The sequence below is a fragment of the Bifidobacterium sp. N4G05 genome, from assembly GCF_002742445.1.
In the GTDB taxonomy this organism is placed as follows: domain Bacteria; phylum Actinomycetota; class Actinomycetes; order Actinomycetales; family Bifidobacteriaceae; genus Bifidobacterium; species Bifidobacterium hominis.
In genome coordinates, this window is record NZ_NJNQ01000004.1 from 264153 (window position 1) to 287741 (window position 23589).

The window sequence follows — 23589 nt, forward strand, 5'->3', positions numbered from 1 at the left end:
ATAAGCGTTTATCAGCTTCCGACAATACGTCCGATGATCCTTTCACAGTATTGCACGCTGGCGTTTCCACTGTTCGCCCATATTGAAATGTGAAGATTGGGTATACCTTGCGAGAGAGTATGCACATGCTCATTCGACATGCAACGATGGAGGATTTGGACGCGATTGAGGCTGTGGAGGCTGCCTGTTTCCCACCTGCGGAGGCCGCAACGAACGAGAGCCTGACTGCACGCGTCGCCACATATCCGGAACATTTCTGGCTTTTGATCAACACTGATGCCGATGACGATGCCCGCTTCCCCGCTTCTGTGAAAGACGGCACACTGATTGGCTTCGTCAACGGTATGACGACCAATGAGAAGGATTTGGCTGACGTCATGTATGAGGATGTTTCCCTGCACGACGAACATGGCGATTGGCAGATGATCTTCGGCGTGGACGTGGCTCCCGTCTACCAGCATCGCGGTTGCGCCAGTTATCTGCTCCGTCGCGTGATTCTTGATTCGACGATTGCCGGGCGCAAAGGCATTGTGCTGACATGCAAGGAACGTCTTGTCGGCTTTTACGCCCGTCTGGGATTCGTGGACGAAGGCACTTCCGCTTCGACGCACGGCAATGTGGCGTGGCGTCAGATGCGCTTGACGTTGGCGCAATCTCCTTCTGAAGAAACGTTCGTCAAGTCCGATCCAGACGCAAAAACCATGGAAATTCCAGTGGTTTCAATCGCTAATTGACGGCGTGTCGTTTTCTCGCAACACCACTGCGACACGCCGACGATTTGCATTCCGCCGAAAATCCACGTAAGTTAGCACTCGCTTCGGGCGGTTGGCGCAGAGGTAGCGCACTTCCCTGACACGGAAGGGGTCACAAGTTCGAATCTTGTATCGCCCACGCGAAGCGGGTAACGAAGCCGGGAAACCGGCGGAATTATCCCACGGGTGATTGGCGCAGCGGCTAGCGCACTTCCTTCACACGGAAGGGGTCATAGGTTCGATTCCTATATCACCCACTGAATTTCCGCTTCTCACGGCGGAAGTTCTTTGCGGACATAGCTTAGTTGGTAAAGCGCAACCTTGCCAAGGTTGAGACCGCGGGTTCGAGTCCCGTTGTCCGCTCCATCAAACCCCACCTCGCGTGGGGTTTTCTTTTTCCCATACATCCTCAACAGGCATTCGGGGCACCCGTCTTACAAGCAACGCACCGCCTGAGGCGGTCTATCTCGCTTATGCATGGCAGATTTCGCCTTCCGTCCGGAGGCTTCTCGCCTATATATGGCACGTCACTTTCGCAAAACTGCCGAAAACAGCCACTTCGGGGGTAAAAATACGCGAGTCGTCTGCCATATATAGACGAGATAGGTGCCCAAACACCCCTAGGTGCGGGAGTTTAGAACCCTTTTTACATACACTCACCATGCCAGGCGTAGTCGAGGTGCATGAATTCGGGAACCTTGTACCATTTGACCGGGTAGCCGGCTCCATGTGCGCAGAACACCGAATCCGGCGTGTTCTCCAAGTCGAATTCCGGATCGTATGCGGACTGTTCAATCACCTCGTCGGCGTTGTGGCATGGCCTGTACCCTGCGAACACGCAACTCAAATGTCCACGCCCATGCGTGTAGGCATTCACGTCCATCGCATAGTCACGCATTTGAGCGACCGGAGCCTCACCTTCAAGCACCATATACTCGCCATCGCCGGAAGGCGTGTCAAACGAACCGCTCATACGCTGAATATCGGCCATCGCATGGCCGACCATATCTTGCGGAACCTCCAAACGGAAGCCATACCACGGCTCCAGCAAACGGCAGTCGCCGCGCTCCTTCGCTTCCATCAAGCCTTGCCGAATCGCACGATACGTGGCCTGACGAAAATCGCCCCCCTCTGTATGTTTCAAATGCGCACGGCCAACCAGCAATGTGATCTTCATATCGGTGACCGGAGAACCGGTAAGCACACCCAAATGCTCACGTTCCCGGCAATGCTGCAGAATCAGCCGCTGCCAGTTACGGTCGAGCACGTCCTCGCTGCACACACTCGCGAACCGCATGCCGCTGCCGGCGAGCAATGGCTCGAGAAGCACATGCGTTTCCGCATAATGGCGCAACGGTTCGAAATGGCCGACACCCTCAATCGGATGTGCGATCGTCTCCTTATATAAGATGCCGCCCGGGCCGAATGACACGTCCAAGCCGAACCGGTCGTGCATCATCTGCTGGATGACCTCCAACTGCACCGCACCCATCAATTGCAGATGAACTTCCTCCAGATGCGACTGCCACACCACATGCAGCAACGGATCCTCATCTTCAAGCTCGCGCAACGCAACCAAGCAGGCGTGAATATCGCACTCCCCCGGCAGCAACGTGTACGTGAGCACCGGCTGAAGCACCGGATTCGCACCATCATGCTCTTTTCCAAGCCCCGCACCGGGAAATGTTCGAGTCAAGCCCGTGACGGCACACACGGTGCCAGCAACAACCGAATCGACCGTAGCGAATTTCGCACCGGAATACACGCGCACCTGATCGGCCTTCTCATGCCACATGCCATCGTCGCCGATTTTCGACTCGCCAAGGTCGGCGCCGACCCGCTCAGTGCCGGAAAGCATCGTCTTCGCCTTGAATTCACCGCCCGTTACCTTGAGCCATGTCAGGCGATTGCCTTGCGTATCGTGCGATACCTTATATATGCGCGCGCCGAATGCGCTGTCATACTCCGGCTCGCGCACATACCGCTCGAATCCTGCGACGAACTCGTCAATACCGTCCATTTTCAGCGCGGATCCGAAGAAACACGGGAACAAAGCACGATCAGCGATCATCTCACGAATGGTTTCATCCGGGATCGTTCCGCTTTCCAAATACGATTCCATGGCGGTTTCGCTTTGCATGGCGATATCTTCCATGACATCGGCAAGCGCCGCATTGTCATCATGCGCTCCGGTGAAATCGATGCAGCCATCCGAGAAACGCTTCTTCAGCTGATTGAGCAGTTTCGTTTTGTCAGCTGCGGGAGCGTCCATTTTATTGACGAAGATGAAAGTGGGCACGTTGTAACGTTTCAGCAATCGCCATAACGTTTCGGTATGCCCTTGAATGCCATCAGCACCAGAAATGACCAGAATCGCATAGTCGAGCACGGCGAGGGTTCGTTCCATTTCCGCCGAAAAATCGACGTGTCCCGGAGTGTCAAGCAAGGTGAGAGTGAGGTTCGGCGTGGTGATGATCGCCGGTTCGGTGAAGATGGTGATGCCTCGCTGCCGTTCCATCGTGTTGGTGTCGAGAAACGCGTCGCCATGGTCGACACGGCCGAGTTTGCGTACGTTGCCCGTGGCATACAGCAACGCTTCCGACAGCGTGGTTTTGCCGGCGTCAACATGCGCCAGAATGCCGGTGACGATTCGTTTCATGGGCTCCTCCCATTGCCCCGAGCTACCGCCGAAGCAGCAGCCGCCTATCAATATGCGAAAGCCCTTACGTCTATTGACGTAAGGGCTTGGTGGTGACCCCGGGGAGACTCGAACTCCCGACCTTGAGATTAGAAGTCACATGCTCTATCCAGCTGAGCTACAGGGCCAAACTTGATCCAGTATAGTCAGTTCGCGCGTTCTTGCCAACTTGAACGCGCGGAACAAGACCATCATACCGATGGCAAAACTATGACAACCTACCATTTCCCGACCTTGATACGAGCGGACAGCCCGCAAAACCGGGGAGTGAAAGATCACGGTTCGATGATCCAGCTCAAACCGACCAGCACAATGAGGAACAGCACGTTCACCGCCGAGTACACAGCCAGATAGCGTCCCTTCTTGTCAGGATACTTGCGTGTCACGTTCTTGTAGCCGATCAGCGACGCCATGGATGCGATCAGCGTACCCATGCCACCAAGGTTGGTGCCGATGATCAGCGCACGCCATTGATCGCAGAAGCCTGACAGCAGCAGCGTGGTCGGCACGTTGGAGATGAACTGGCTGGACACCACGGACACTTCCAGCGGATGCGCCCCCACCAAGGAGGCGGCCAGCTCGTAGAATTCCGGCACGCGTTTCATATTGCCGATGAAAATGAAGAACATGCAGAAGGTCAGCGGCAATCCCCAATCGATATTGCGGAACACGCGGCGATCGCAGAACAGGAACGCCACCACCACGATCACGCACATGGCCCATAGCGGAATGAAATCGCTCACAGCCAGCAAACACACGATGAACAATGCGCAATATACGATCGTGCGCCAACCCCCATAACCGGCGCCATAGCCGGTCACACGAATCTCATCCGGCCGCGGCTGGTCGGAATTCGGAGCGAGCACATTCTGTTCGATACCGCTGCCGTCGATAGAGGAAAATTCGGAAACAGGTTTCTTGCCGAATACCACGCAGGCGATAAGCACCAGCAATACCGCCGCGGTAACGGAATACGGCGCCATAATGCCAATCATTTCAGCGGACGGCATGCCGGTCAACGCTTTCAGATACAGGTTGTGCGCGTTGCCGATTGGCGTCAACATACTGCCCACGTTCGCACCGACGGTCATCAAGGTGCCGACCAGCACCGCATGCTCCTCCATATGAGCCATGGTAAGCACCGCGATCGCGAACGGAATGAACGTAACCAACGCCACATCATTGGTGATCAGCATGCCGGAAAAATACGTGAGCGAAATCAGCGTGATCACCAATCCGCGCGCAGTGTTCACATGATGCAGCAATCGTGAGCCGATAATACGGAACACGCCGATGCGCTGGAAACCGCACACCACCAGCATCAGGCAGATCAGCTGCGAAATGGTGCTCGCATGAATATATCCGCCATACTCCTTGTCGGGAGGCACGATAAAGCATGAAATAAGAGCAAGTATGGAAGCAACTACGAGAATGGTCTCGTTTTTCAGGATTTTAACGACCAATCGTCGCATTCATTCCTCCGTGAATCCAGTTTGCAAACCGTTTGCAGACCCGGGCGATTTTCTCAAGAAACGCCGTATTCACTTTACCCGAAAAATCGCATAGCACATACCCTTGGCATACGATTTTTCCGACCATTCCAACGTTTTTCAGCCACTACGCCCTACTGTTCTTTACCTTTGCAAACCGGCAAAACTGTTTTGCAATTGCAAAACACGCCGGAAGATACTGTATGTCAACTAAGAATTCGTTAAGTATTCTCGCCTCGTTCACCGCATGTTCGCTGACCGTTCATACAGCACTTGGATATGCGGCAGATCCAGGTGCAAGACAAAGACGTTCGGGAGTTATCGGACGTTCTGGCACGCGGCAGACACTTAGGTACACGACAAATGTTCAGGCAACGTTATTGCCAAACACCCTCGCCTGCAGATCCTTACGCAAGGTCTCAAGTTTGGTGATCTGACCGAGCAACTCGATTTTCTCGGCACCGTCTGGCAGTTGCGCCATGCGACGCTTGTCCGCACCGATTTTGCGCATGATGCCCGTGTCAAGCAGTCGAATGATGAGTTCGGACGCGTATCTGCGCTCATCATCCGTCGGTTTGCGCAATTGCACGTTGATTTCTTGCGATTGTTGCGACGCGCGTTCCGTATCGGCGTCACTCGGCGGCAACGGCAGTTGCATGACGGCAAGCTCGTTGATCACGGATTCCAACATCGGCCCGCCTGCTTTGGTGAGATTATGCATCCACAGTCCTTGCGGGGTGTCCGCGGACGGCAGACCACCAGCGGCGGCGACTGCTTGGAACAGCGTACGGAACACGGGAGTCATGAAGCTCGACAGCGTGAGGCTGGCGAACAATGTCGGATCCACGGCAAGCGGCATCTGGATCAAGGTCGCCATGAACTGCTGTTCACAGATGAACACGGCATCGTCAATACGGTAATAGGATTGTTCCGCCGCGTCACGATGTTCCAGTGCCTTGCGCGCGGAAGGATTCGCATATGGATTCATGCCCTGATCCATGCGAGGTTCCGCCGCCGCTGCGGCATTGGCGGCAAAGCGACGTTTCGGCGCATACGCGTCCTCGTCCCGCACATTGAGTTTGCGACGGGCGTCACGTACTTCGCGCTGCATAATGTCGAGATCGACGCCGATTTGACGTACCGCCTTACGTGAATACAGGTCAAGCAGCGAACGGTCGCGAATCTGTGCGATCAGTGGCGCCACGGCCTTGACTGCCCCCATTTGCCCCGTGGTATAGGTGGTGTCGAAACGCCCGATGGCGGTTTTGATCACGAAATCATACAGAGGCTCGGCGTTCGCAATAAGCGCGCGAACCGCCTCATTGCCACGTCTGATGCGCAGATCGCACGGATCGAGATTGTCATCGGCCACGGCGACGAACGCCTGCGTCGAAAACGCGGCATCCAATCCGAACGCGTGAATCGCAGCCTTCTGTCCGGCGGCATCGCCATCGAAAGTGAACACGATACGGGAACTCAACTGCTGCCCATCAACCTTCAACGGACCAACCAGCTGCACCGCACCCAACGAGTCGTCGGCGATAAGACGACGTACGATTTTGGCATGTTCCGCACCGAACGCGGTACCGCATGTGGCGATCGCAGTGTCGACTCCGGCCAGATGCATGGCCATCACGTCGGTATAGCCTTCGACGATCACCACCTGACGTTTCTTGACGATCGCAGCCTTCGCCATGTCAATGCCGTAGAGCACCTGGTTTTTGCGATACAACGCCGTATCCGGCGTATTTATGTATTTCGCGCCGATTGAATCATCCTCATACAATTTGCGTGCGCCAAAACCAAGCGTACGACCGGTCGAATCGCGAATCGGCCATGTTACGCGGCCACGAAAATAGTCGTACACCCCATGCTGGCCTTGGCGAGCCAATCCTGCATCCAGCATCTCCTGCTGTGTGAAGCCTTTGCCAGCCAAGTACCGAACCAGATTGTCCCAACCCTGCGGAGCGTATCCACAACCGAAACGCTGGCAATCGGCCTGGCTGAAGTTACGACCGTCAAGCAATTTACGTGCAGCGAGCGCATCTTTGGTCATCAGCTGCGATACGAAAAACTCCTGCGTGGCCTCATTGGCTTCCAGCAGGCGGGCACGTTTTGAACCAGTATGCTCCTTCTTGGCGTTCGACTGGTCATAATGCAATTCGATATGGTATTTGTCGGCCAAAAGCTCGACGGCGTCACGGAAGTCGATGTTCTCCTGATGTTCAACATAGCCGAACACGTCACCGCCGAGACCACAACCGAAACAATGCCATACACCCAACGCCGGGCGCACGGAAAAACTTGGCGTTTTTTCATCGTGGAAAGGGCACAGCCCTACATAAGCGCCAGTTCCGGAAGGCTTGAGCAAAACCGTCGCGGACACAATGTCATACAGATCGGCGGTGGCGCGAACTTTTTCGATATCTTCCTTCAGAATCATTCCTGGCATAGCTCACCACCTTAACAGCAAGCGCGGCACGTTGACCAACCATCGAACGTGCCGCGCCCACCATATTGACTTTCACGGCGTGCCTTGTTTCCCACGCCCGTTGCCTTACAGAATGGTTGCGGGATTGAGTTTGGCGAGATCTTCGGCCGACAGCACGTCGGTGGCGTGCTCGTACAGGCGCGGAATGCGGTTGCACAGACAGGTGAAGATCTCATAGCTGATGGTGCCTGCGGCACGGCCCCAATCGTCGGCGGTCGGTTCGGCATAATCCTCGCCACGACCCGGACCGAACAGCTGCACGGTGTCGCCCTCATGCACGCCAAGCTTTTCCGCGGAACCGTGCAGGTCAAGCATGAACTGGTCCATGCACACGCGGCCAGACACACGGTATAGGCGCGGACCTTCCGTAGTCATCACACGCACCGGACCGCCAGGTTTGACCACATGCTTCGCGCCTTCCATATCGAAACCGGAAGCGGAACGGTGAATGCCGTCCGCATATCCTACAGGCACGATCGCGGTGGACGTATCCGTAGGAGTCAGGTACGTGCGGCCATAGGAAATGCCATGGCCCGCCTCCACATCCTTGACCGTGCCGAGTTGCGCCTGCAATGTCATGGCCGGCGTCAAATCATACGTGCCAGGCGTGCCCATGGCCGGATCAGCCTCATAACCATACAGGCCAATACCCGGGCGGGTAAGCTCAAAATGAATCTCCGGGCGCGAAAGCGTGGCCGCCGTATTGGCAAGATGACGAATCTCCGGCGCAATGCCGGCAACTTCCATGCGACGGGTGAAATCCTTGAAATTCTCGACCTGTCTATCAGTGGACGCCACGAATTCAGGCACGTCGGGAGCGTCGGCCACCGCCAAGTGACTCCACTGTCCAACAATATGCAGCACACCCTCCTTAGCGAGAGGCACCAGCTTGGCGAGCGCCGCGTCGAATGTGGCCGGAGTGAATCCATTACGTCCGAAACCGGAATCGACCTTCACGTGCACACGCGCGGTTTTCCCAAGACGACGCGCCGCGGCCGCAACGCCGTCAATGCCCGGCAATGAGCCTACGGAAATATCGATATCATTGTCGATCAGCTCGTCAAAAGGCACCGCCATGCCGTTATATACCCATGTCAGAATGTGGCAGCGGTCTGGTCCAATACCGGCCTTGCGCAGCAGCAGCGCCTCATGCGACTGCGCCGTGCCCAGCCATGTCGCGCCTCCTGCGAGCGCCGCAAGCGCAGCCGGAATAAGACCATGCCCGTACGCGTCAGCCTTGACCACACCCATCACGGCAGTGCCGGAATTCGGGCCGCCAACCACGCTCACCAAATGACGCATATTGTCTCGCAATGCGGCCATATCGACGATGGCCTGCGCCGGGTATTGCTTTTGGGCGGCCTCATAATTGGCCTTGCCTTGTTCGGATGAGAATTTCCATTCACGGGCAGCATTGAAAGTCATGGCTCTATTGTTGCGCTCCCATATGACGGCTTCGAAAAGACGCGCACACATGGTGAGACGATTCACGGGGTTTTCACGTTTTTGTCCGCGCCAGGTTTTTACACTCTCTTTACATAAGGCGCGTATACCTCCCATACATGAGGCGTTCAGCCCTTCTTTGATTTCTGGCGTTTGAGGCGTGCCAGAGTCCCGGAAATCCGTCCGGTCCAGCCCATATAAAACCACTTTTAGGGAATTAAGACCATGGATCTTTTTCGCAAAAAGTCAGTGGACCAGCTCGTATCCGAGTCAACTCCACTGAAACGCACATTGAAAACGTTTGACCTTACCATGCTGGGAATCGGCGCCATCATCGGCACCGGCATTTTCGTGCTCACCGGCAAGGGCGCCCTCACCGCAGGTCCGGCATTGTGCGTCTCCTTCCTCCTGGCCGCGATCTGCTGCGGTTTCGCAGGATTGTGCTATGCAGAGTTCGCAGCAATGGCACCAGTGTCCGGTTCCGCATATTCGTACGCGTATTTGGCGTTCGGCGAGCTGATCGCATTTGTGATCGGCTGGGATTTGATTTTGGAATACGCATTGCAGGCGGCCACCGTGTCCGCCGGATGGTCCGGTTATTTCAACAAACTGTTGGAAGGTTTCGGCTTGCATCTGCCAGTTGAGCTGACCGCGGCATACGGCACCACACCAGGCGTAACCACATACTTCAACCTGCCTGGTTTCGTAATCGTGCTCATCATCACTTGGGTGCTGGCCATTGGCATCAACCAGACGAAGAAAACCAACGATATTATGGTGATGATCAAATTGGCCATCATCGTGCTGTTCATCGTGTGCACCGTCTGGTACATCAATCCTGCCAATTGGAAGCCGTTCTCCCCGTACGGCATTTACACGTTCCAGCCGGGCTCGACGCAGCCGTACGGCATTGTTCCGGCGGCGTCGATCGTGTTCTTCAGCTTCATCGGCTTCGACGCCGTCTCCTCCTCCGCCGAGGAGACCATCAATCCGAACAAGACACTGCCACGCGGCATTCTTATTTCGTTGGCCGTGTCGACTGTGCTGTACATCATCATGACGCTGATTATGACCGGTGTGGTGCCATACAAGGAGTTCGCGAAATTTATTGACGCTCCGGTGGCCGGCGTGATTCTCGAAACCGGCCTCAACTGGCTGGCGTTCATCGTCAATCTTGGCGCTCTGATCGGCATGACCACGGTGATGCTGGTGCAGCTGTACGGCCAGTCCCGCATCTGCTACGCCATGAGCCGCGACGGCCTGTTCCCGAAGTTCTTCGGCGAAGTGCACCCGAAGTACCGTACCCCCTACAAGGGCACCTGGTTCTTCGGCATCCTGACGGCCATCGCCGGCGGTTTCATCAACATCAACGTATTGTTCGAATTGGTGAACATCGGTACGCTGTCGGCGTTCATCATCGTGTCCGCAGGCATTCTGTGGATGCGTAAGACCCAGCCGGACGCACACCGCGGCTTCCGCGCTCCGGGCGTGCCGTTCACGCCGATCTGCGCGATCATTTTCTGCTTCATTCTGATTTGCGGTTTGAATTGGGAGACCTGGGTGCGTTTCGCAATCTGGTTCGCTCTTGGTTTGATCGTGTATTTCGTGTACAGCCGCAAGCATTCCGCATTGAACAAGCCAGGACTGTTCTAAACAACCGGTAATACTGTTGCTTTCGATATATCTTTCGTAAAATATATCGAAAGCAACACAATCGGATATAAAAATCCCGTTGAACATCTGAAATATGATATTCAACGGGATTTTTGTTTCTCAATATCGCAGATTATCTGTGATTATTTGCAATGAAATTTATATTGATTGATATCAATCCATATAAATCCGCAAATCTCACCATTCATGACGCTGATAGGCGATACGAGTGGTATCGAACGGCCTGTCAAGCAACTGAATCAAGCCGCAGCGCGCAAAACCATTCGATTCGAGCACATGCTGCATGGCCTTGTTGTTGGGATGCGTATCCGCACGCACATTGCCGTAATGTTCGATGCACCAGTTGATGCAGTCCTTCGCCGCACCCTTGGCGAGACCCGACGAGGCAATCCGGTGGATGGTCACATACGGATCGTCATCCAGCCAGGCACCATCGATATTCACATACGTCGGGTCGACGCCCGGACACAATGCGAACTGGGCGAGCACACGTTCCTCGCCATCAACCGTATCAACAAGCAGCACAGTGCGTTGCGATTCGATATCGTCACGAACCACTTCCTCACGCGGGAACTTATCACCCCACTGCGTGGGATTGCCATTGGAGGCCATCAACTTGCGGGCATGCTCATAAATCTTCTGCATGGTCGGCCAATCAGCCATAGTGGCGCGGCGGAACCGCCGTTCAGAAGTAATGACGCTCTCCTCACCCATCTCGTTCACCTTTGCATCGCCTTGTCTTCTTCCGAGCGTTAAAAATACCATGCCCACGGCACAGTATTCGCAATATGCCCGAAAAGCAGACTTGCAACCACGCGCGAATCAGACCAGACGGCGCTCAAACGCGTCAGAGCTGATGCCCTTGGCAAGAATATCCTTGCACCATTCCTTCGCCGTGAACAGGCTATGGTCGCGGTAATTGCCGCAGCTTTCGATGGTGGTGGCAGGAACGTCATCCCATGTGGCCTCGTATGCGATGAATTCCAACGCCTCCTTCAACGCGCGAGCCACTTCTTCCGTGGAATGCTCACCCCACGTCAGCAGGTGGAAACCGGTACGGCAACCGAACGGGGAACAATCGATATAACCGTCGATACGTTCACGCAACAGCACCGCAATCGTATGTTCGATGGTGTGCAGGCCACCGGTCGGAATCGCATTCTCATTCGGCTGCACCAAACGCAAATCATAATTGGAAATCACATCGCCATTCGGACCGGTCTGCGTGTCGATATAGCGCACATACGGAGCCTTCACCTTGGTGTGGTCGAGCTGGAAGCTTTCCACAACCGGCTTGTCTTCTGCCATCATCAATCCTTTCTTCAACAACTGTTCTTCTCTACTGTCGCCGTTTTGCCGGCATACGTCAACCGCACCGCCATACATGTTGCCGATAATGCGTTACACATCATATGAGACGTATGGTTTTGCAATAATCGATACGATTATTCTTCAAGCTGACACGTCACATGATTCATGCAACGAAATCGCGGATCACTTCCATGAACCGTTCGCCATACGCTTTCAATTTAAGCGCGCCCACGCCGTTGACTTGCGAAAACTGCTCGCCAGAGACCGGCCTGATACGCACCATGTCGCGCAACGTTTTATCGGAAAAGACGATATACGGGGGTTTACCGAGTTCGCGGGCGATGTCAAGCCGCAACGCACGCAGCTTGGCGAACAATTCCTCGTCTCCGTCGCCCGGCACATATGCCCCCATGGCCTGAGAACCTACGGACGGCGATTCCGCACGTTTCGCAGCGTGCTTCCGTTCGATCTTCTTGATTTCATAATGAAAATTCGGCGCGACCGTTTCCGCCGCACGTTCACCGAAGCGAACAATCGGCATGGAGCCTTCCGAAATGGAAAGAAAACCATCCGTCGCCATCTGGCTGAGCACGTCACGAATCTGCGCCTCCGAAGTCACGCTCAACATGCCATACGTCGGCAGATCGGCAGGATGGAGATAATTCAAATCCTGCGCTTTCGACCCACGCAGCACTTTGACGATCTTCCCCGAACCGACCTTCTGGTTCACGTCATGCACGCAGCGGCTGATGGCCCGCGCGATCTCAGTAACATCAACGGTTTCAAACGTGTGCTCGCAGTTCGCGCATCCTCCCACGCATGCGCCGTCAACACGGACGGCCGCTCCCCCGGCCTCACCGAAATACCTGGTCATATACTCGTGCAGACAATCCGTGGTACGGCAATAACCGATCATGGCGTTGAGCAGACGCCGTTTCGACGCGCGCACGACCTCCTGCTCTTCGACGGTCAAACGCTCGTTCTCATAATCCGAATCAAGCAGCCTTCGCCTCGTAGCAATATCAGACTCGTTCCACAGCAACGTGCACCGGCTAGGCTCGCCGTCACGCCCCGCACGACCGGCCTCCTGATAGTACGCTTCGATCGATTCCGGCATATTATGATGAATCACATAACGCACGTTCGACTTGTCGATTCCCATGCCGAACGCATTCGTGGCAACCACCACAGGCACACGGTCGGTTACGAAATCACGTTGCGCCCGCTCCCTCGTTTCGGCCGACATACCGCCATGATAGGCGACTGCGACCGTGCCGATTCGCGTCGCATCCTCACCTTTCACCGCACGCAGCTCGCGCACGGCGATATTTAATGATTCGGCAAGCGACTCCACTTCCTTGCGAGTCGCGCAATACACGATACCGGATTCGTCAGGATGATCCGCAATATACGAAGCCACCCACGAAGCCTTATGTTTCCTTTCCATCCTGATCACGTCGAAATACAGGTTGGCCCTGTCGAAGCCGGTGACGGTGACGGACGGATCACGCAATCCAAGAATTCCGATAATATCGCGGCGCACCCGTTCCGTCGCGGTCGCAGTGAACGCGGCAACCGTCGGACGAGTCGGCAACGCCTTCAGAAAATCGCCGATACCAAGATATGACGAACGGAAATCCTGACCCCATTGCGACACACAATGCGCTTCATCAACGGCGACCAGAGAAATCGGCACACGACTGGCGAACGTACGGAAACGTTCGGTTTCCAAACGTTCCGGAGCCACATACAGCAGTCTGATCCGTCCCGACAATGCCTGTGCGAACACCAGATCCTGTTCGTCGGGACTTTGCGTGGTATTGATGAACGCGGCTGAAATGCCCACGTCGTTGAGCGCGTCGACCTGATCGCGCATCAACGAGATCAACGGGGAAATGACGATGGTCATGCCCGGAAGAAGCGTGGCGGGAATCTGGTAGCAGATCGACTTGCCAGCACCGGTGGGCATGACACCGAGCGCATCACGGCCTTGGATAATCGCATTGACTACGCCTTCTTGACCAGGACGGAAGGCGTCATATCCGAAGTAGGTGCGTAGGGCGTCACGCGCCGACGTAAACTCTGTCATACGCAGCAGTCTAGTATCAAACCGCTTCTATTCGGTGCGGAGGGCGGTGGCGTTACCGACCGGCAGCACAATGGCACCAACCATAATCTGCACGGAAGTGTAGGAATCAAACGCACCGGTCGGTTCGTCGGCGAGCACGATGTCCGGATCGTTCACATGGTAAAAACCTCGCCATAGCCTGAGTGGGAAAGGAAAAGATACGCTTCCAGCTCATTCGATGGCGAGGATTTATGCATGTCGCAACAATGTGACAGATTACACAAAGTTGTCACATTCTCATGATGGCTTTATCACAAGCTGTTTTTACTAGATCTGGCGAAAAGCCTGTTCCAAATCTGCGATCAAATCGTCAGCATCTTCAAGACCGACGGAAAGTCGCACGAGATTGGCGGGCACTTCCAGCGTGGTACCGGCGACGGAAGCGTGGGTCATGGCGCCCGGATGCTCAATCAGGGATTCCACGCCTCCCAACGACTCAGCCAAAGTGAACACTTCCGTAGCACCGGCGAACTTCTTGGCCGCTTCGAATCCGGCTGCGATCTGTACGGAGATCATGCCTCCGAAGCCGCCATGCATCTGTCGTGCCGCGATCTCGTGGCCTGGATGGGATTCCAGTCCCGGGTACCATACGCGTTCCACTTCAGGACGGGTTTCCAGCCATTGCGCCACCTTCATGGCGTTACGGCTGTGCTGCTTGACGCGCAGATCCAACGTTTTGAGGCCACGAATGTCAAGCCAGGAGTCGAACGGAGATGGCACAGCTCCGGCCGCGTTCTGCAGGAACGCCACTTCATCGCGGATTTCCTTGTCGTTGAGCACCACAGCTCCGCCGACCACGTCGGAATGTCCGCCGATGTATTTGGTGGTGGAATATACGACCACGTCGGCGCCATCCGTCAACGGATGCTGCAATACCGGGGATGCGAAGGTGTTGTCTACCACCACTTTGGTGTCATGCGCGTGAGCGACCGCTGACGTGGCTGCGATATCGGTGATGTTGAGCAGCGGGTTCGACGGGGTTTCCACCCAAATGTACTGGTACTGCTTCTGGCTGAGCGCCGCGGAAACGGCCTCGGTGTCGGTGATGTCCACCACGTCGAGGCCGATGCCCCACGGCACGAACACCTTGGAAAGCAGACGGTAGGTGCCACCATATACGTCATTGCCCAGCAGAATATTGTCTCCCGGCTTGAGGGTGGCACGCAACAGCACGTCGATGGCGGCCAAGCCGGAAGCGAAGCTCAATGCATAATTCGCACCTTCGACCGCTGCAAGCTGTTCGTCGAAAGAGTTGCGGGTCGGGTTGATGGAACGGCTGTAATCGTAGCCGTTGCGCAGTCCGCCGACACCGTCCTGTTTGAAAGTGGACGTCATATAAATAGGAGTGACCACGGCTCCGGTGGTCGGGTCGGGCTCCTGACCTGCGTGAATGGCGCGGGTGGCGAGTGCGGTGGCGCTCAGGGCTTCGGTGTTGGTCGAGATGGTCATGATGGGAACTCCTTGAAAATAGCGAATGGTTTGGATTGAACGAATGATGGACATGATGTTGAGATATGAATTGGCGGTTTACAGATACTGTTCCGCAAGGCTCGGCTTGGACGTGCGTTCCACAACGTCGGCGAATCCGTTGGCACGCATCCAATCGTCGTTGAAGATCTTTTCCATATAGCTACGACCGGAATCCGGCAGCAACACCACGACCAGCTGGTTTTCATCCAAATCATGCTCGCGAGCGTATTTGAGGGCCGCCATAACGGCCATGCCGGACGAGCCTCCGACAAGCAGACCTTCCTCCGCAGCCAAACGGCGGGTCATTTCGAATGCTTCGGTATCGTTGACCTGCACGATTTCGTCGGGAAGTTCACGGTCGAACGCTTTCGGATAGAAATCCTCGCCGACACCTTCGATGCTGTACTGATGCACGTCGTTCGGATTGGAATAGATGGATCCTTCCGGGTCGGCGCCGATCACTTGTACTGCGCCGTCGGAAGCTTCCTTCAGGTAGCGTCCGGTGCCGGAAATGGTGCCGCCAGTGCCGATGCCCGCCACGAAATGCGTGACCTGATGGTCGCTGGCTTCCCAGATTTCCGGACCGGTGGTGCGGTAGTGGCTTTCCGGTCCGTTCGGGTTGTCGTATTGGTTCGGGCGGTATCCGCCGGGGATCGCTTTGGCGAGGCGTTCCGCCACCTGATAGTAGGAGCGCGGATCGTCCGGACCAGCATCGGTAGGGGTTACCACCACTTCCGCACCGTATGCGCGGAGTACCGCACGCTTGGCTTCGGAAACCTTGTCTGGCAGGGTGAAAATGGTACGGTAGCCGCGCTGCTGCGCCACGAGGGCAAGTCCTACGCCGGTGTTGCCGGAGGTCGGCTCCACAATCACACCGCCCGGCTTGAGTTCGCCGCTGCGTTCGGCCGCGTCAATAATACGTTCCGCGATGCGATCCTTGGAGGAGCCGCCAGGATTGAAATATTCGACTTTGACTGCGATGGCGGCTTTGATGCCGTCGGTCACATGGTTGAGTTTGACGAGCGGAGTGTTGCCGATGAGCTCGGAAAGGGAGTTGTGGATGGTCATGTCGTTTCCTTGCGAAGAGTGATTTCCGTTAGCTTCCGATGAATGATTTCGTTGTTTTGATTTCGAGAAGCTCGCGTTTATCACTTGCAATGATTTGAAACGGGACCTGTGATGGTGTTTTCGCTGCGGTTCATCCACATATGCAGCCGCAGCATGCCAACCGCATAAGGCACTGGCTATGGGATGATTCTTGTGCGATGAAATGGCATCCCACTAGAATGCGGATGTCGAAAGAATGCCCTGTCTCAAGTTATGCTTCGATGAACCACGCGCCCCTCGGGCGGTTGGTCAGCGACAGCAACAACATGAGAAATTGAACATGAACCATACGATAGCACATCCTCCGGCGGCAAAAACTCACCCATGTCCGAATAGCGGACATGGGTGAGTTTTTGCGAGAGGCCATCACATCGAAGCGGCGTCGACCAGCCGTTTCGTATAGTCGTTTTTCGGACGTTCCAGCACTTGGGCGGCCGTTCCAATTTCGACGGCATGCCCGTCATGTACCACCATGATGCGGTCGGCTATGTGTTGGACAACACCCAGATCATGAGACACCATGATGAGCGCCATCTCCGGTTCGGCGGCACGGATCGACTTGAACGATTCGAGAATCTGCACGCGTGCGGCAACGTCGATGGCGCTCATCGGCTCGTCAGCAAGCAACACGGTCGGATGGTCGACGATGGCGCGGGCGATCGCGACACGTTGCGCCTGTCCTCCGGATAGGTCCATGGGGAAGCGGTTCCGGTATACCGTCGGATCGAGGCTCACCCTGAGGAAAGCGTCGTCCACACGCGCCGAAATCTGTTCAGGGGACCAGTCGTGGTGGCGCAACCGCAACGGCTCCATGACAGATTTCGAGACACGCCATCGCGGATCCAACGAATCGAATGGATTCTGGAATACCAGTCCGGACTGGCTACGCAACGATTTCGCGGTCTGATTGCGCAGAACCTCACCGCGATAGCATATGTCGCCGGCATCGGCATCTTCTAAACCGAGTAACACACGCGTAAGCGTGGTCTTTCCCGATCCGGAGCCGCCGATCACGGCAAGGCACTCCCCCGCGTAGACCGTGATATCCACGCCGAACAGCACCTGTCTGCGTTGCCTGCCTTTGCCGAAGAACTTGTCGATGCCACGTCCTTCAAGCAGAATGGTCGGTTCGGCCATCATCGTCCTCCTTCGACATCGAGCGAAAGCTCGCGCGCAGCCCGGACCAGATTGGTGGCTTCGGGCGTCGTGGGACGCTCCAGCAGCATGGAAGTCGCGCCGGATTCCACGACATGCCCTTCGGATAGCACGTAGCATCGGGTGGTGGCGCGACGCAGCACCGAAAAATCATGGGTGATGAACAGCATGGACGCGCCGGAATCGTCGACCAGCGAAGTCAGCAGATCGACGATCTGCCGCTGTGTGATCGAATCCAATGCCGTAGTCGGCTCGTCGGCGATAATCAGTCTCGGCGAGGTGATCAACGCCGTGGCGATGCCGACGCGCTGTTGCTGGCCGCCCGACAGCTCATGTGGATATTTGAGCAGCGTATCCTCGGCAAGACCGACTTTCGACAGCATCGCCTTGACACGCTCCACCCGCTCTTCAGGCGTCAGGTCGTAATGGAGGTACAGCGGCAATCCGACCTGCTGGGCCACTGTCATCACGGGATTCAACGCGACGGATGGGTTCTGGAACACCATGCCCACGGAGCGGCCGCGCAAGTTGGCCATGACCTCATCGGTGGCGCCGACGGCATGCGTGCCATCCAAGTCGATGTCGCCGCGTACCTGCGCCATACTGGGGAGGATTCCCATCATGGCTTTGGCGATCATCGACTTGCCGGAGCCGGATGAGCCGATCAGCCCCACGCGCTCGCCGTCCGCAATGGTCAGCTGCACGTCATGCACGATTGGATTGCCGTTGATGGAGATATCGAGATTCCGAATATTCACACTCATGCGATGTTCCTCAATGCCGAGTTCGTCAATGGGTCGATGGCGTCACGCAGCGCATCTCCGAAAAGGTTCAACGCAATGACGACCACAGTGACCACCAGACCCGGCCATAGCACGGCCATAGGATAGATGCTGATGAATCTGACCGACGTGGACAGCGAGTGTCCCCAACTGGGAACGCCCGAACCGACACCCACGCCAAGGTAGGTCAATCCCGCCTCGGCAAGCAGCGAGGTGCCGGCGCTGATGGAAAGCTGCACGCTGAGCACAGGCAGGGTGTTCGGCAGGATATGCGTGAAGAACACGCGAATCGGACTGGCCCCGGCCCATAATGACGCCTCAACGTATGGCGAGCGCACCGCAAGCATGGCGGCTGGGCGCAGAATCCTTGCCAGATTCATGCCGTATGCGAATCCGCAGGAGATGACGATGACCGCGGCCGAGGCTCCGAACGGCACTGTGAGAATCAATGCGATCAGTACGGTGGGCAGGGAGATCAGCGCGTCCACGACGACCACCGATGTGGAAGCAAATGCACTGTTGCGTGACACCATGGCTGCGACGAGCAGCAGACCGACCGCAGCGGCGACGCATACAGTGAGCAACGCTATCGCCAGATTGGTACGAGATCCCGCCATCAGCCAACTCAGCACATCAGAACCGACACCGTCCGTACCCAGCGGATGGGAACCGGATGGTGACGCCCAGACATGGTAGCCATCGGTGTCCAAGAGACGGTACGGCGTCCAGAACAACGATATGGCCGATACCGCGACCCATAGTCCGATGACGATCATCGCGTATTTGCCACCGCCGGTATGCCAGATGGATGCGATGACCGTCTTCGCTGCCGGCGACCCTGCTGCCGTGCGCTTGGCTCCGTCCGGAACCGTCGCGCATGACACGGGTTTGGGCGATATGTTTCGATTGTTCGAATCGGTCATGCGGACACCTCCTGCGAGCCGACGCCCGCGCTTTTGAGACGTGGGTCCAACGCGCGGTGTGCCAAATCGACCGCAAACCCCAGCAACAGGAACAACGCCGCAAGCAGGAACAGCTCGCTTTGCACGGAGGTAAGGTCGCGGTTGCCCACATCGGTGACGAGCATGGCACCAAGTCCGGGAAGCGCGAACAGGTTCTCCACCACCATCACGCCGGTGACCATATGCGCGAAGGTCAGGCCGATCACCGATACGAGCTGCGGCGTGGCAAGACGCAAGGCGACCTTCAATATCGCCTGCTTGCGGGTCATGCCGCATGCCATTGCCATATCGACCGCCTGCGACGAGGCCATGTCGCCGACCGCCGCACGCGTGTACCGCATTACCGACGCCCCCGCAGTAATACCGGTAGCAACTGACGGCAATACAAGAGAGGACAATGCGGATGACGGATCCGACCATCCCTCATCAGGGAAACCTTGAGATGGGAACAATCCAAACAATCCGCTACCGCGAGCGAACAGCAGAATCAGCAGCAGTCCGCCCCACAACGCGGGGATGGCACCCGCAACGATGGCGACCACATGGAACAAACCACGCAGATGCGGATTGCGGGTCAGCACGGCAGCACATCCCAGCGGAAGCCCTATGACCAGTGCGATAGCCAGGCTCATAACGATCAGAGGAAAGGTGATACCGACACGTTCCGTCACTTGGGACACGACGGAACGCCCACTGATCACGGATGTTCCAAAATCGCCGTGCAGCAGATCAAGTATCCAATCCGCGTATTGCGCCGGATAAGAACGGTCAAGTCCGAGCTGCGAGCGCAACGCGGCGACGCGTTCGGGTGTCGCCTTCGTTCCCGCAATCACCGCGGCGACGTCGCCGGGAAGGATACGCAGTGCGAGAAACACCAAAAGAGAAAGACCGGCCAGGGCCGCGATGAACAGCCCCAGCCGTTGGATGATGAATTTCATTACCGGTAACTTACTTGGTCTTGTAGACCTGCCATAGCGGCAGCAGGATCTGCGTAAGCTTGCCCGGGAATCCGTGAAGATTCTTGTCGCGGGCGACCGTCACACGGTATCCGAACAGCCAATCCGCGGGAGCGTCCTCGCTGACGGTACGCGCCGCCTGCTTGAGGTACTTCTCGCTGGTCGCGGAATCAGTGGAGGCCAGCGACTTGGCGTACAGTTCCTGAACCTTCTTGCTGTTGTAGTGGAAGTAGTATTCCGGGTTCGTCCACGAATAGAAATCGTGGCTTTCCGCGTGGTCCACCAAGGAAAGCTCATAGTCGCCATTGGCGTGCACGTCCTGCAGCCAAGTGGAGAATTCCACATAATTGATGTTCAGGTTGATGCCGACCTTGGCGAGCTGGCTCTTAAGCTGGTTGCCGAGTTCGGGACCATACGTGTTGGCATAGGTGAGGGTGAGCTTCAGCGGCTTGTCGGCGGAGTATCCGGCTTCGCCCAGCAATTTCTTGGCCTTGGATGGATTGTACGGGTACAGGCCGGTCAGGTCCTCGTAGCCAGGATCGACGGATGGGATCGGACCGCCGAGCGTCTGGTCGACGTTGCCGCGGGACGCGATGATCTCCTTGTGGTCGATGGCGTAGCGGATCGCCTGGCGCACGCGTTTGTCTTCCAGCTTCGGATTGGTGCAGTTGAAGGCGAGCACGAACTTGTCGCTTCCGGATGCCGCGGAGACCTGATACTTCGACTTGTCGAGCCCCTTGGCGAGTGTGGCGTTCACCGGCGAGAGCACATCCACATCACCGCTCTTGAGCGCGTTAACTGCGGCGTTGTCGTCGGAGAAGAAGCGGACGACCACCTTGTTGGTCTGCGCCTTATGCGCGGTGCCCCAGTACTTCGCATTGGCCTTGAGCACGATCTTGTTGCCCGGGTCGAAGGATTCGACGGTGTACGGTCCGGAACCAACGGCCTGGGTCTTCGCGTCGTACTTGGCGTCCTTGTCAAACACCAGTCCCGGACGTCCGGTGAGGTTCCACAGCAGGTTCGAATCCGGTTCGGAAAGGGTCATCTTCACGGTGTCGGCGTCGACCGCCTCGACCTTGCTGACGCTTTCGATGGCGTCGGAATCCAGATACTGCTTCTCGATGAGCTGGTTGATGGACCACACCACGTCGGCCGAATCAAGCTTGTGGCCGTTGGAGAAGTTCATCTTGTCATTGAGATGGAACGTATAGGTCTTACCGTCCTTGGAAATGTCCCAGGATTTGGCGATGCTTGGCTGGACCTTGTTGTTCGAATCGCGCGACACCAGTCCCTCGTAGACATTGCCGTCGAGGATCTGTTCGAGCGCGGCTCCGGACTGTTGGCGAATGTCAAGGCTGACCGGGGAAAGTTTCAGACCCACAGTAACGGTGTCGGCTTTGGCCGATGTACCATTCGCGTTGTTGGATTCACTATGGTTTCGGAAAGCGTTAACACCAATGATGATGGCGATGACCGCAATGACGGCGACAAGCACATAGACCCACTTCTTCGGGCCTTGCGTTTTCGGTGATTTGGCCCGCTCGTTCAGCGTGGTGTCGGTGCTGGCCGTGTTGTGCGGCTGTTCCTTCGATTCGTTCTTCTGTTCGGTTGCGCCGGCTGCGCCGTACGCACCTGAAGATTGCGACATGATTGCTCCTGTTTGATTATGGTTTTGTTCTGGTTGACCGCCTGTACGGGTCGATCACCAAAGTCTGATTCTACAATCCGCCATGCCCGCAGGATTCATCTGACGGCAATGCCGCAATGCCGCATGCTTCAGCCGGTTCGATATATACTTGACGCAGTTTTCGTAAGTCTTGCCAACGTCAATGGAAGGACAATATCGGCTATGGCGCATATTCTTCTCGGCGTGACCGGCAGCATCGCCGCATTCAAGGCCTGCCATCTCGCCTCCGACTGGAGCAAGCAGGGACATGAGGTTCGCGTGACCATGACCGCAGCCGCACAGGAGTTCGTCACCCCGTTGACGTTCAGCTCGCTCACGCATACGCAGACGCGCACGTCCATGTTCGCAGCACAACGCAACGATTGTGATGTTGCCCACACTCCTTCCGATCCGCTGCATATCAATCACGTGGATGATGCGAAATGGGCGAACATGCTCGTCATCGCTCCCGCGAGCGCCGATATCATTGCGAAAATCGCATGCGGCATTGCCGACGACCAGCTGACAAGTACCGTGCTTGCCTATAGCGAAGGACCGAAAATCCTATGCCCTGCCATGAACGTGCACATGTATGAGAATGCCGTGACGCAACGCAATCTCAATACCTGCCGTGAACTCGGGTGGACCATTGTGGAACCGGGTTCCGGCATGCTCGCCTGCCAGGATGTCGGCAAAGGGCGCATGGAGGAGCCTGCCGCGATCGAAGCGGCCGTGGCTGATTTGCTGCGTGCGACCCAACCTGCTGAAACGTTGCCATTACGCGGATTACGTGTGCTCATCACCGCCGGCCCCACGCAGGAGCCGCTCGACCCCGTACGCTACCTCACCAACCATTCCACCGGAAAAATGGGCTATGCGATCGCCGAACAGGCACGCGATATGGGTGCGGATGTGACGCTCGTGTCGGGCCCTGTGTCATTGAGCGCACCGCATGGCGTTGATGTGATTCACGTCACCACCGCGCGGAACATGTTCGACGCAGTACAAGAACGGTTCGTGCAAGCCGATCTGACGATTATGGCGGCCGCAGTCGGCGATTTCCGACCCGTCGAGCAGGCTCAGGAGAAAATCAAGAAGAACGGGCGCGTCAATATCGATCTGCATCTCACATCGAATCCCGATATTCTCGCGTGGGCGGGCGAGCATAAAACAGCTGACCAGACCTTGTGCGGTTTCGCCATGGAAACGCAGGATTTGGAAGCGAACGCGGCGAAAAAACTCGCATCGAAGCATTGTTCCATGCTGGTGGCCAACAATCTCAATACCCCCGGTGCCGGCTTCGCGGTGGACACGAATGTGGTGACGGTATTAAAGCCCGGCGCAACCCCCGATGAGCCAATCATCGAACATTGGAACAAGATGGGCAAGCAGGAATTGGCGGAACGCATACTCACCGAATTGTCGGCATTGCGCAACACCGACAACACGATTCCGCCCAAATCGTGAATATCAACCACAATCGCAAGAAATAGCGTCAATACAG

General features: G+C 56.4%; 18 protein-coding genes and 4 tRNA genes. 6 read left to right on the forward strand and 16 right to left on the reverse strand.

Going from position 1 to position 23589, the window contains the following annotated elements; genetic code table 11:
* Positions 1-125 precede the first annotated feature (125 nt).
* The 4 genes from CE153_RS05845 to CE153_RS05860 all read left to right on the forward strand — a co-directional run bounded on the left by CE153_RS05845 (position 126) and on the right by CE153_RS05860 (position 1118).
* Entirely contained in the window at positions 126-734 is a 609-nt protein-coding gene (locus tag CE153_RS05845; RefSeq protein WP_236824478.1) for a GNAT family N-acetyltransferase, read from the forward strand.
* Positions 735-819: 85 nt separating this feature from the next.
* Positions 820-891: transfer RNA gene (locus tag CE153_RS05850), tRNA-Val, on the forward strand.
* Positions 892-936: 45 nt separating this feature from the next.
* A tRNA-Val gene (locus CE153_RS05855) sits at positions 937-1009 on the forward strand.
* Between the two features lie 33 nt (positions 1010-1042).
* Positions 1043-1118 (forward strand) — tRNA-Gly (locus CE153_RS05860).
* A gap of 280 nt (positions 1119-1398) precedes the next feature.
* Here the strand turns inward: CE153_RS05860 and CE153_RS05865 are convergent.
* The 5 genes from CE153_RS05865 to alr all read right to left on the reverse strand — a co-directional run bounded on the left by CE153_RS05865 (position 1399) and on the right by alr (position 8856).
* Positions 1399-3411, reverse strand: a complete 2013-nt coding sequence (locus CE153_RS05865; protein ID WP_099595504.1) for an elongation factor G — start codon at positions 3409-3411, stop codon at positions 1399-1401.
* Between the two features lie 90 nt (positions 3412-3501).
* Positions 3502-3578 (reverse strand) — tRNA-Arg (locus CE153_RS05870).
* Positions 3579-3725: 147 nt separating this feature from the next.
* Entirely contained in the window at positions 3726-4922 is a 1197-nt protein-coding gene (locus CE153_RS05875) for an anion transporter (RefSeq protein ID WP_099595505.1), read from the reverse strand.
* Between the two features lie 385 nt (positions 4923-5307).
* A complete protein-coding gene (gene dnaG, locus CE153_RS05880; protein WP_099595507.1) occupies positions 5308-7392 on the reverse strand; it encodes a DNA primase in 2085 nt (694 codons plus the stop codon).
* Between the two features lie 105 nt (positions 7393-7497).
* A complete protein-coding gene (alr, locus tag CE153_RS05885) occupies positions 7498-8856 on the reverse strand; it encodes an alanine racemase (protein WP_099595548.1) in 1359 nt (452 codons plus the stop codon).
* A 243-nt stretch (positions 8857-9099) separates the two neighbouring features.
* Between alr and CE153_RS05890 the strand changes: the two genes are divergently transcribed.
* A complete protein-coding gene (locus CE153_RS05890; RefSeq protein ID WP_099595508.1) occupies positions 9100-10527 on the forward strand; it encodes an amino acid permease in 1428 nt (475 codons plus the stop codon).
* 198 nt (positions 10528-10725) lie between these two features.
* Here CE153_RS05890 and CE153_RS05895 read toward each other — a convergent pair whose 3' ends face one another.
* The 11 genes from CE153_RS05895 to CE153_RS05945 all read right to left on the reverse strand — a co-directional run bounded on the left by CE153_RS05895 (position 10726) and on the right by CE153_RS05945 (position 22067).
* Positions 10726-11262 (reverse strand): GNAT family N-acetyltransferase, encoded by a 537-nt coding sequence (locus CE153_RS05895; protein WP_022245364.1) that lies wholly within the window; start codon positions 11260-11262, stop codon positions 10726-10728.
* Positions 11263-11370: 108 nt separating this feature from the next.
* Positions 11371-11856: an S-ribosylhomocysteine lyase gene (locus CE153_RS05900; RefSeq protein WP_022245363.1), complete on the reverse strand. Its 486-nt coding sequence runs from the start codon at positions 11854-11856 to the stop codon at positions 11371-11373.
* A gap of 166 nt (positions 11857-12022) precedes the next feature.
* Positions 12023-13948, reverse strand: a complete 1926-nt coding sequence (recQ, locus tag CE153_RS05905; RefSeq protein ID WP_099595509.1) for a DNA helicase RecQ — start codon at positions 13946-13948, stop codon at positions 12023-12025.
* Between the two features lie 27 nt (positions 13949-13975).
* The gene (locus CE153_RS09105; RefSeq protein ID WP_270202327.1) at positions 13976-14104 is read right to left on the reverse strand and encodes a hypothetical protein; all 129 of its coding nucleotides are present in this window, start codon (positions 14102-14104) and stop codon (positions 13976-13978) included.
* Between the two features lie 150 nt (positions 14105-14254).
* Positions 14255-15436 carry a cystathionine gamma-synthase gene (locus tag CE153_RS05910; RefSeq protein ID WP_143433098.1) on the reverse strand — a complete coding sequence of 394 codons (1182 nt, stop codon included), beginning with the start codon at positions 15434-15436 and terminating at the stop codon, positions 14255-14257.
* 78 nt (positions 15437-15514) lie between these two features.
* The gene (locus CE153_RS05915; RefSeq protein WP_099595512.1) at positions 15515-16525 is read right to left on the reverse strand and encodes a cystathionine beta-synthase; all 1011 of its coding nucleotides are present in this window, start codon (positions 16523-16525) and stop codon (positions 15515-15517) included.
* A gap of 405 nt (positions 16526-16930) precedes the next feature.
* On the reverse strand, positions 16931-17704 hold the full coding sequence (locus tag CE153_RS05925; protein WP_099595514.1) for an ABC transporter ATP-binding protein: 774 nt from the start codon (positions 17702-17704) through the stop codon (positions 16931-16933).
* On the reverse strand, positions 17701-18483 hold the full coding sequence (locus CE153_RS05930) for an ABC transporter ATP-binding protein (protein WP_099595516.1): 783 nt from the start codon (positions 18481-18483) through the stop codon (positions 17701-17703). The genes CE153_RS05925 and CE153_RS05930 overlap by 4 nt, the downstream gene beginning before the upstream one ends.
* A complete protein-coding gene (locus CE153_RS05935; protein ID WP_180753425.1) occupies positions 18480-19277 on the reverse strand; it encodes an ABC transporter permease in 798 nt (265 codons plus the stop codon). Before CE153_RS05935 ends, CE153_RS05930 begins: the two co-directional genes overlap by 4 nt.
* Positions 19278-19420: 143 nt before the next feature.
* Positions 19421-20401 (reverse strand): ABC transporter permease, encoded by a 981-nt coding sequence (locus CE153_RS05940; RefSeq protein WP_099595517.1) that lies wholly within the window; start codon positions 20399-20401, stop codon positions 19421-19423.
* A gap of 10 nt (positions 20402-20411) precedes the next feature.
* Positions 20412-22067 (reverse strand): ABC transporter substrate-binding protein, encoded by a 1656-nt coding sequence (locus tag CE153_RS05945; RefSeq protein ID WP_099595519.1) that lies wholly within the window; start codon positions 22065-22067, stop codon positions 20412-20414.
* A 201-nt stretch (positions 22068-22268) separates the two neighbouring features.
* Between CE153_RS05945 and coaBC the strand changes: the two genes are divergently transcribed.
* Positions 22269-23552: a bifunctional phosphopantothenoylcysteine decarboxylase/phosphopantothenate--cysteine ligase CoaBC gene (gene coaBC / locus CE153_RS05950; protein ID WP_099595520.1), complete on the forward strand. Its 1284-nt coding sequence runs from the start codon at positions 22269-22271 to the stop codon at positions 23550-23552.
* Positions 23553-23589: the final 37 nt, after the last annotated feature.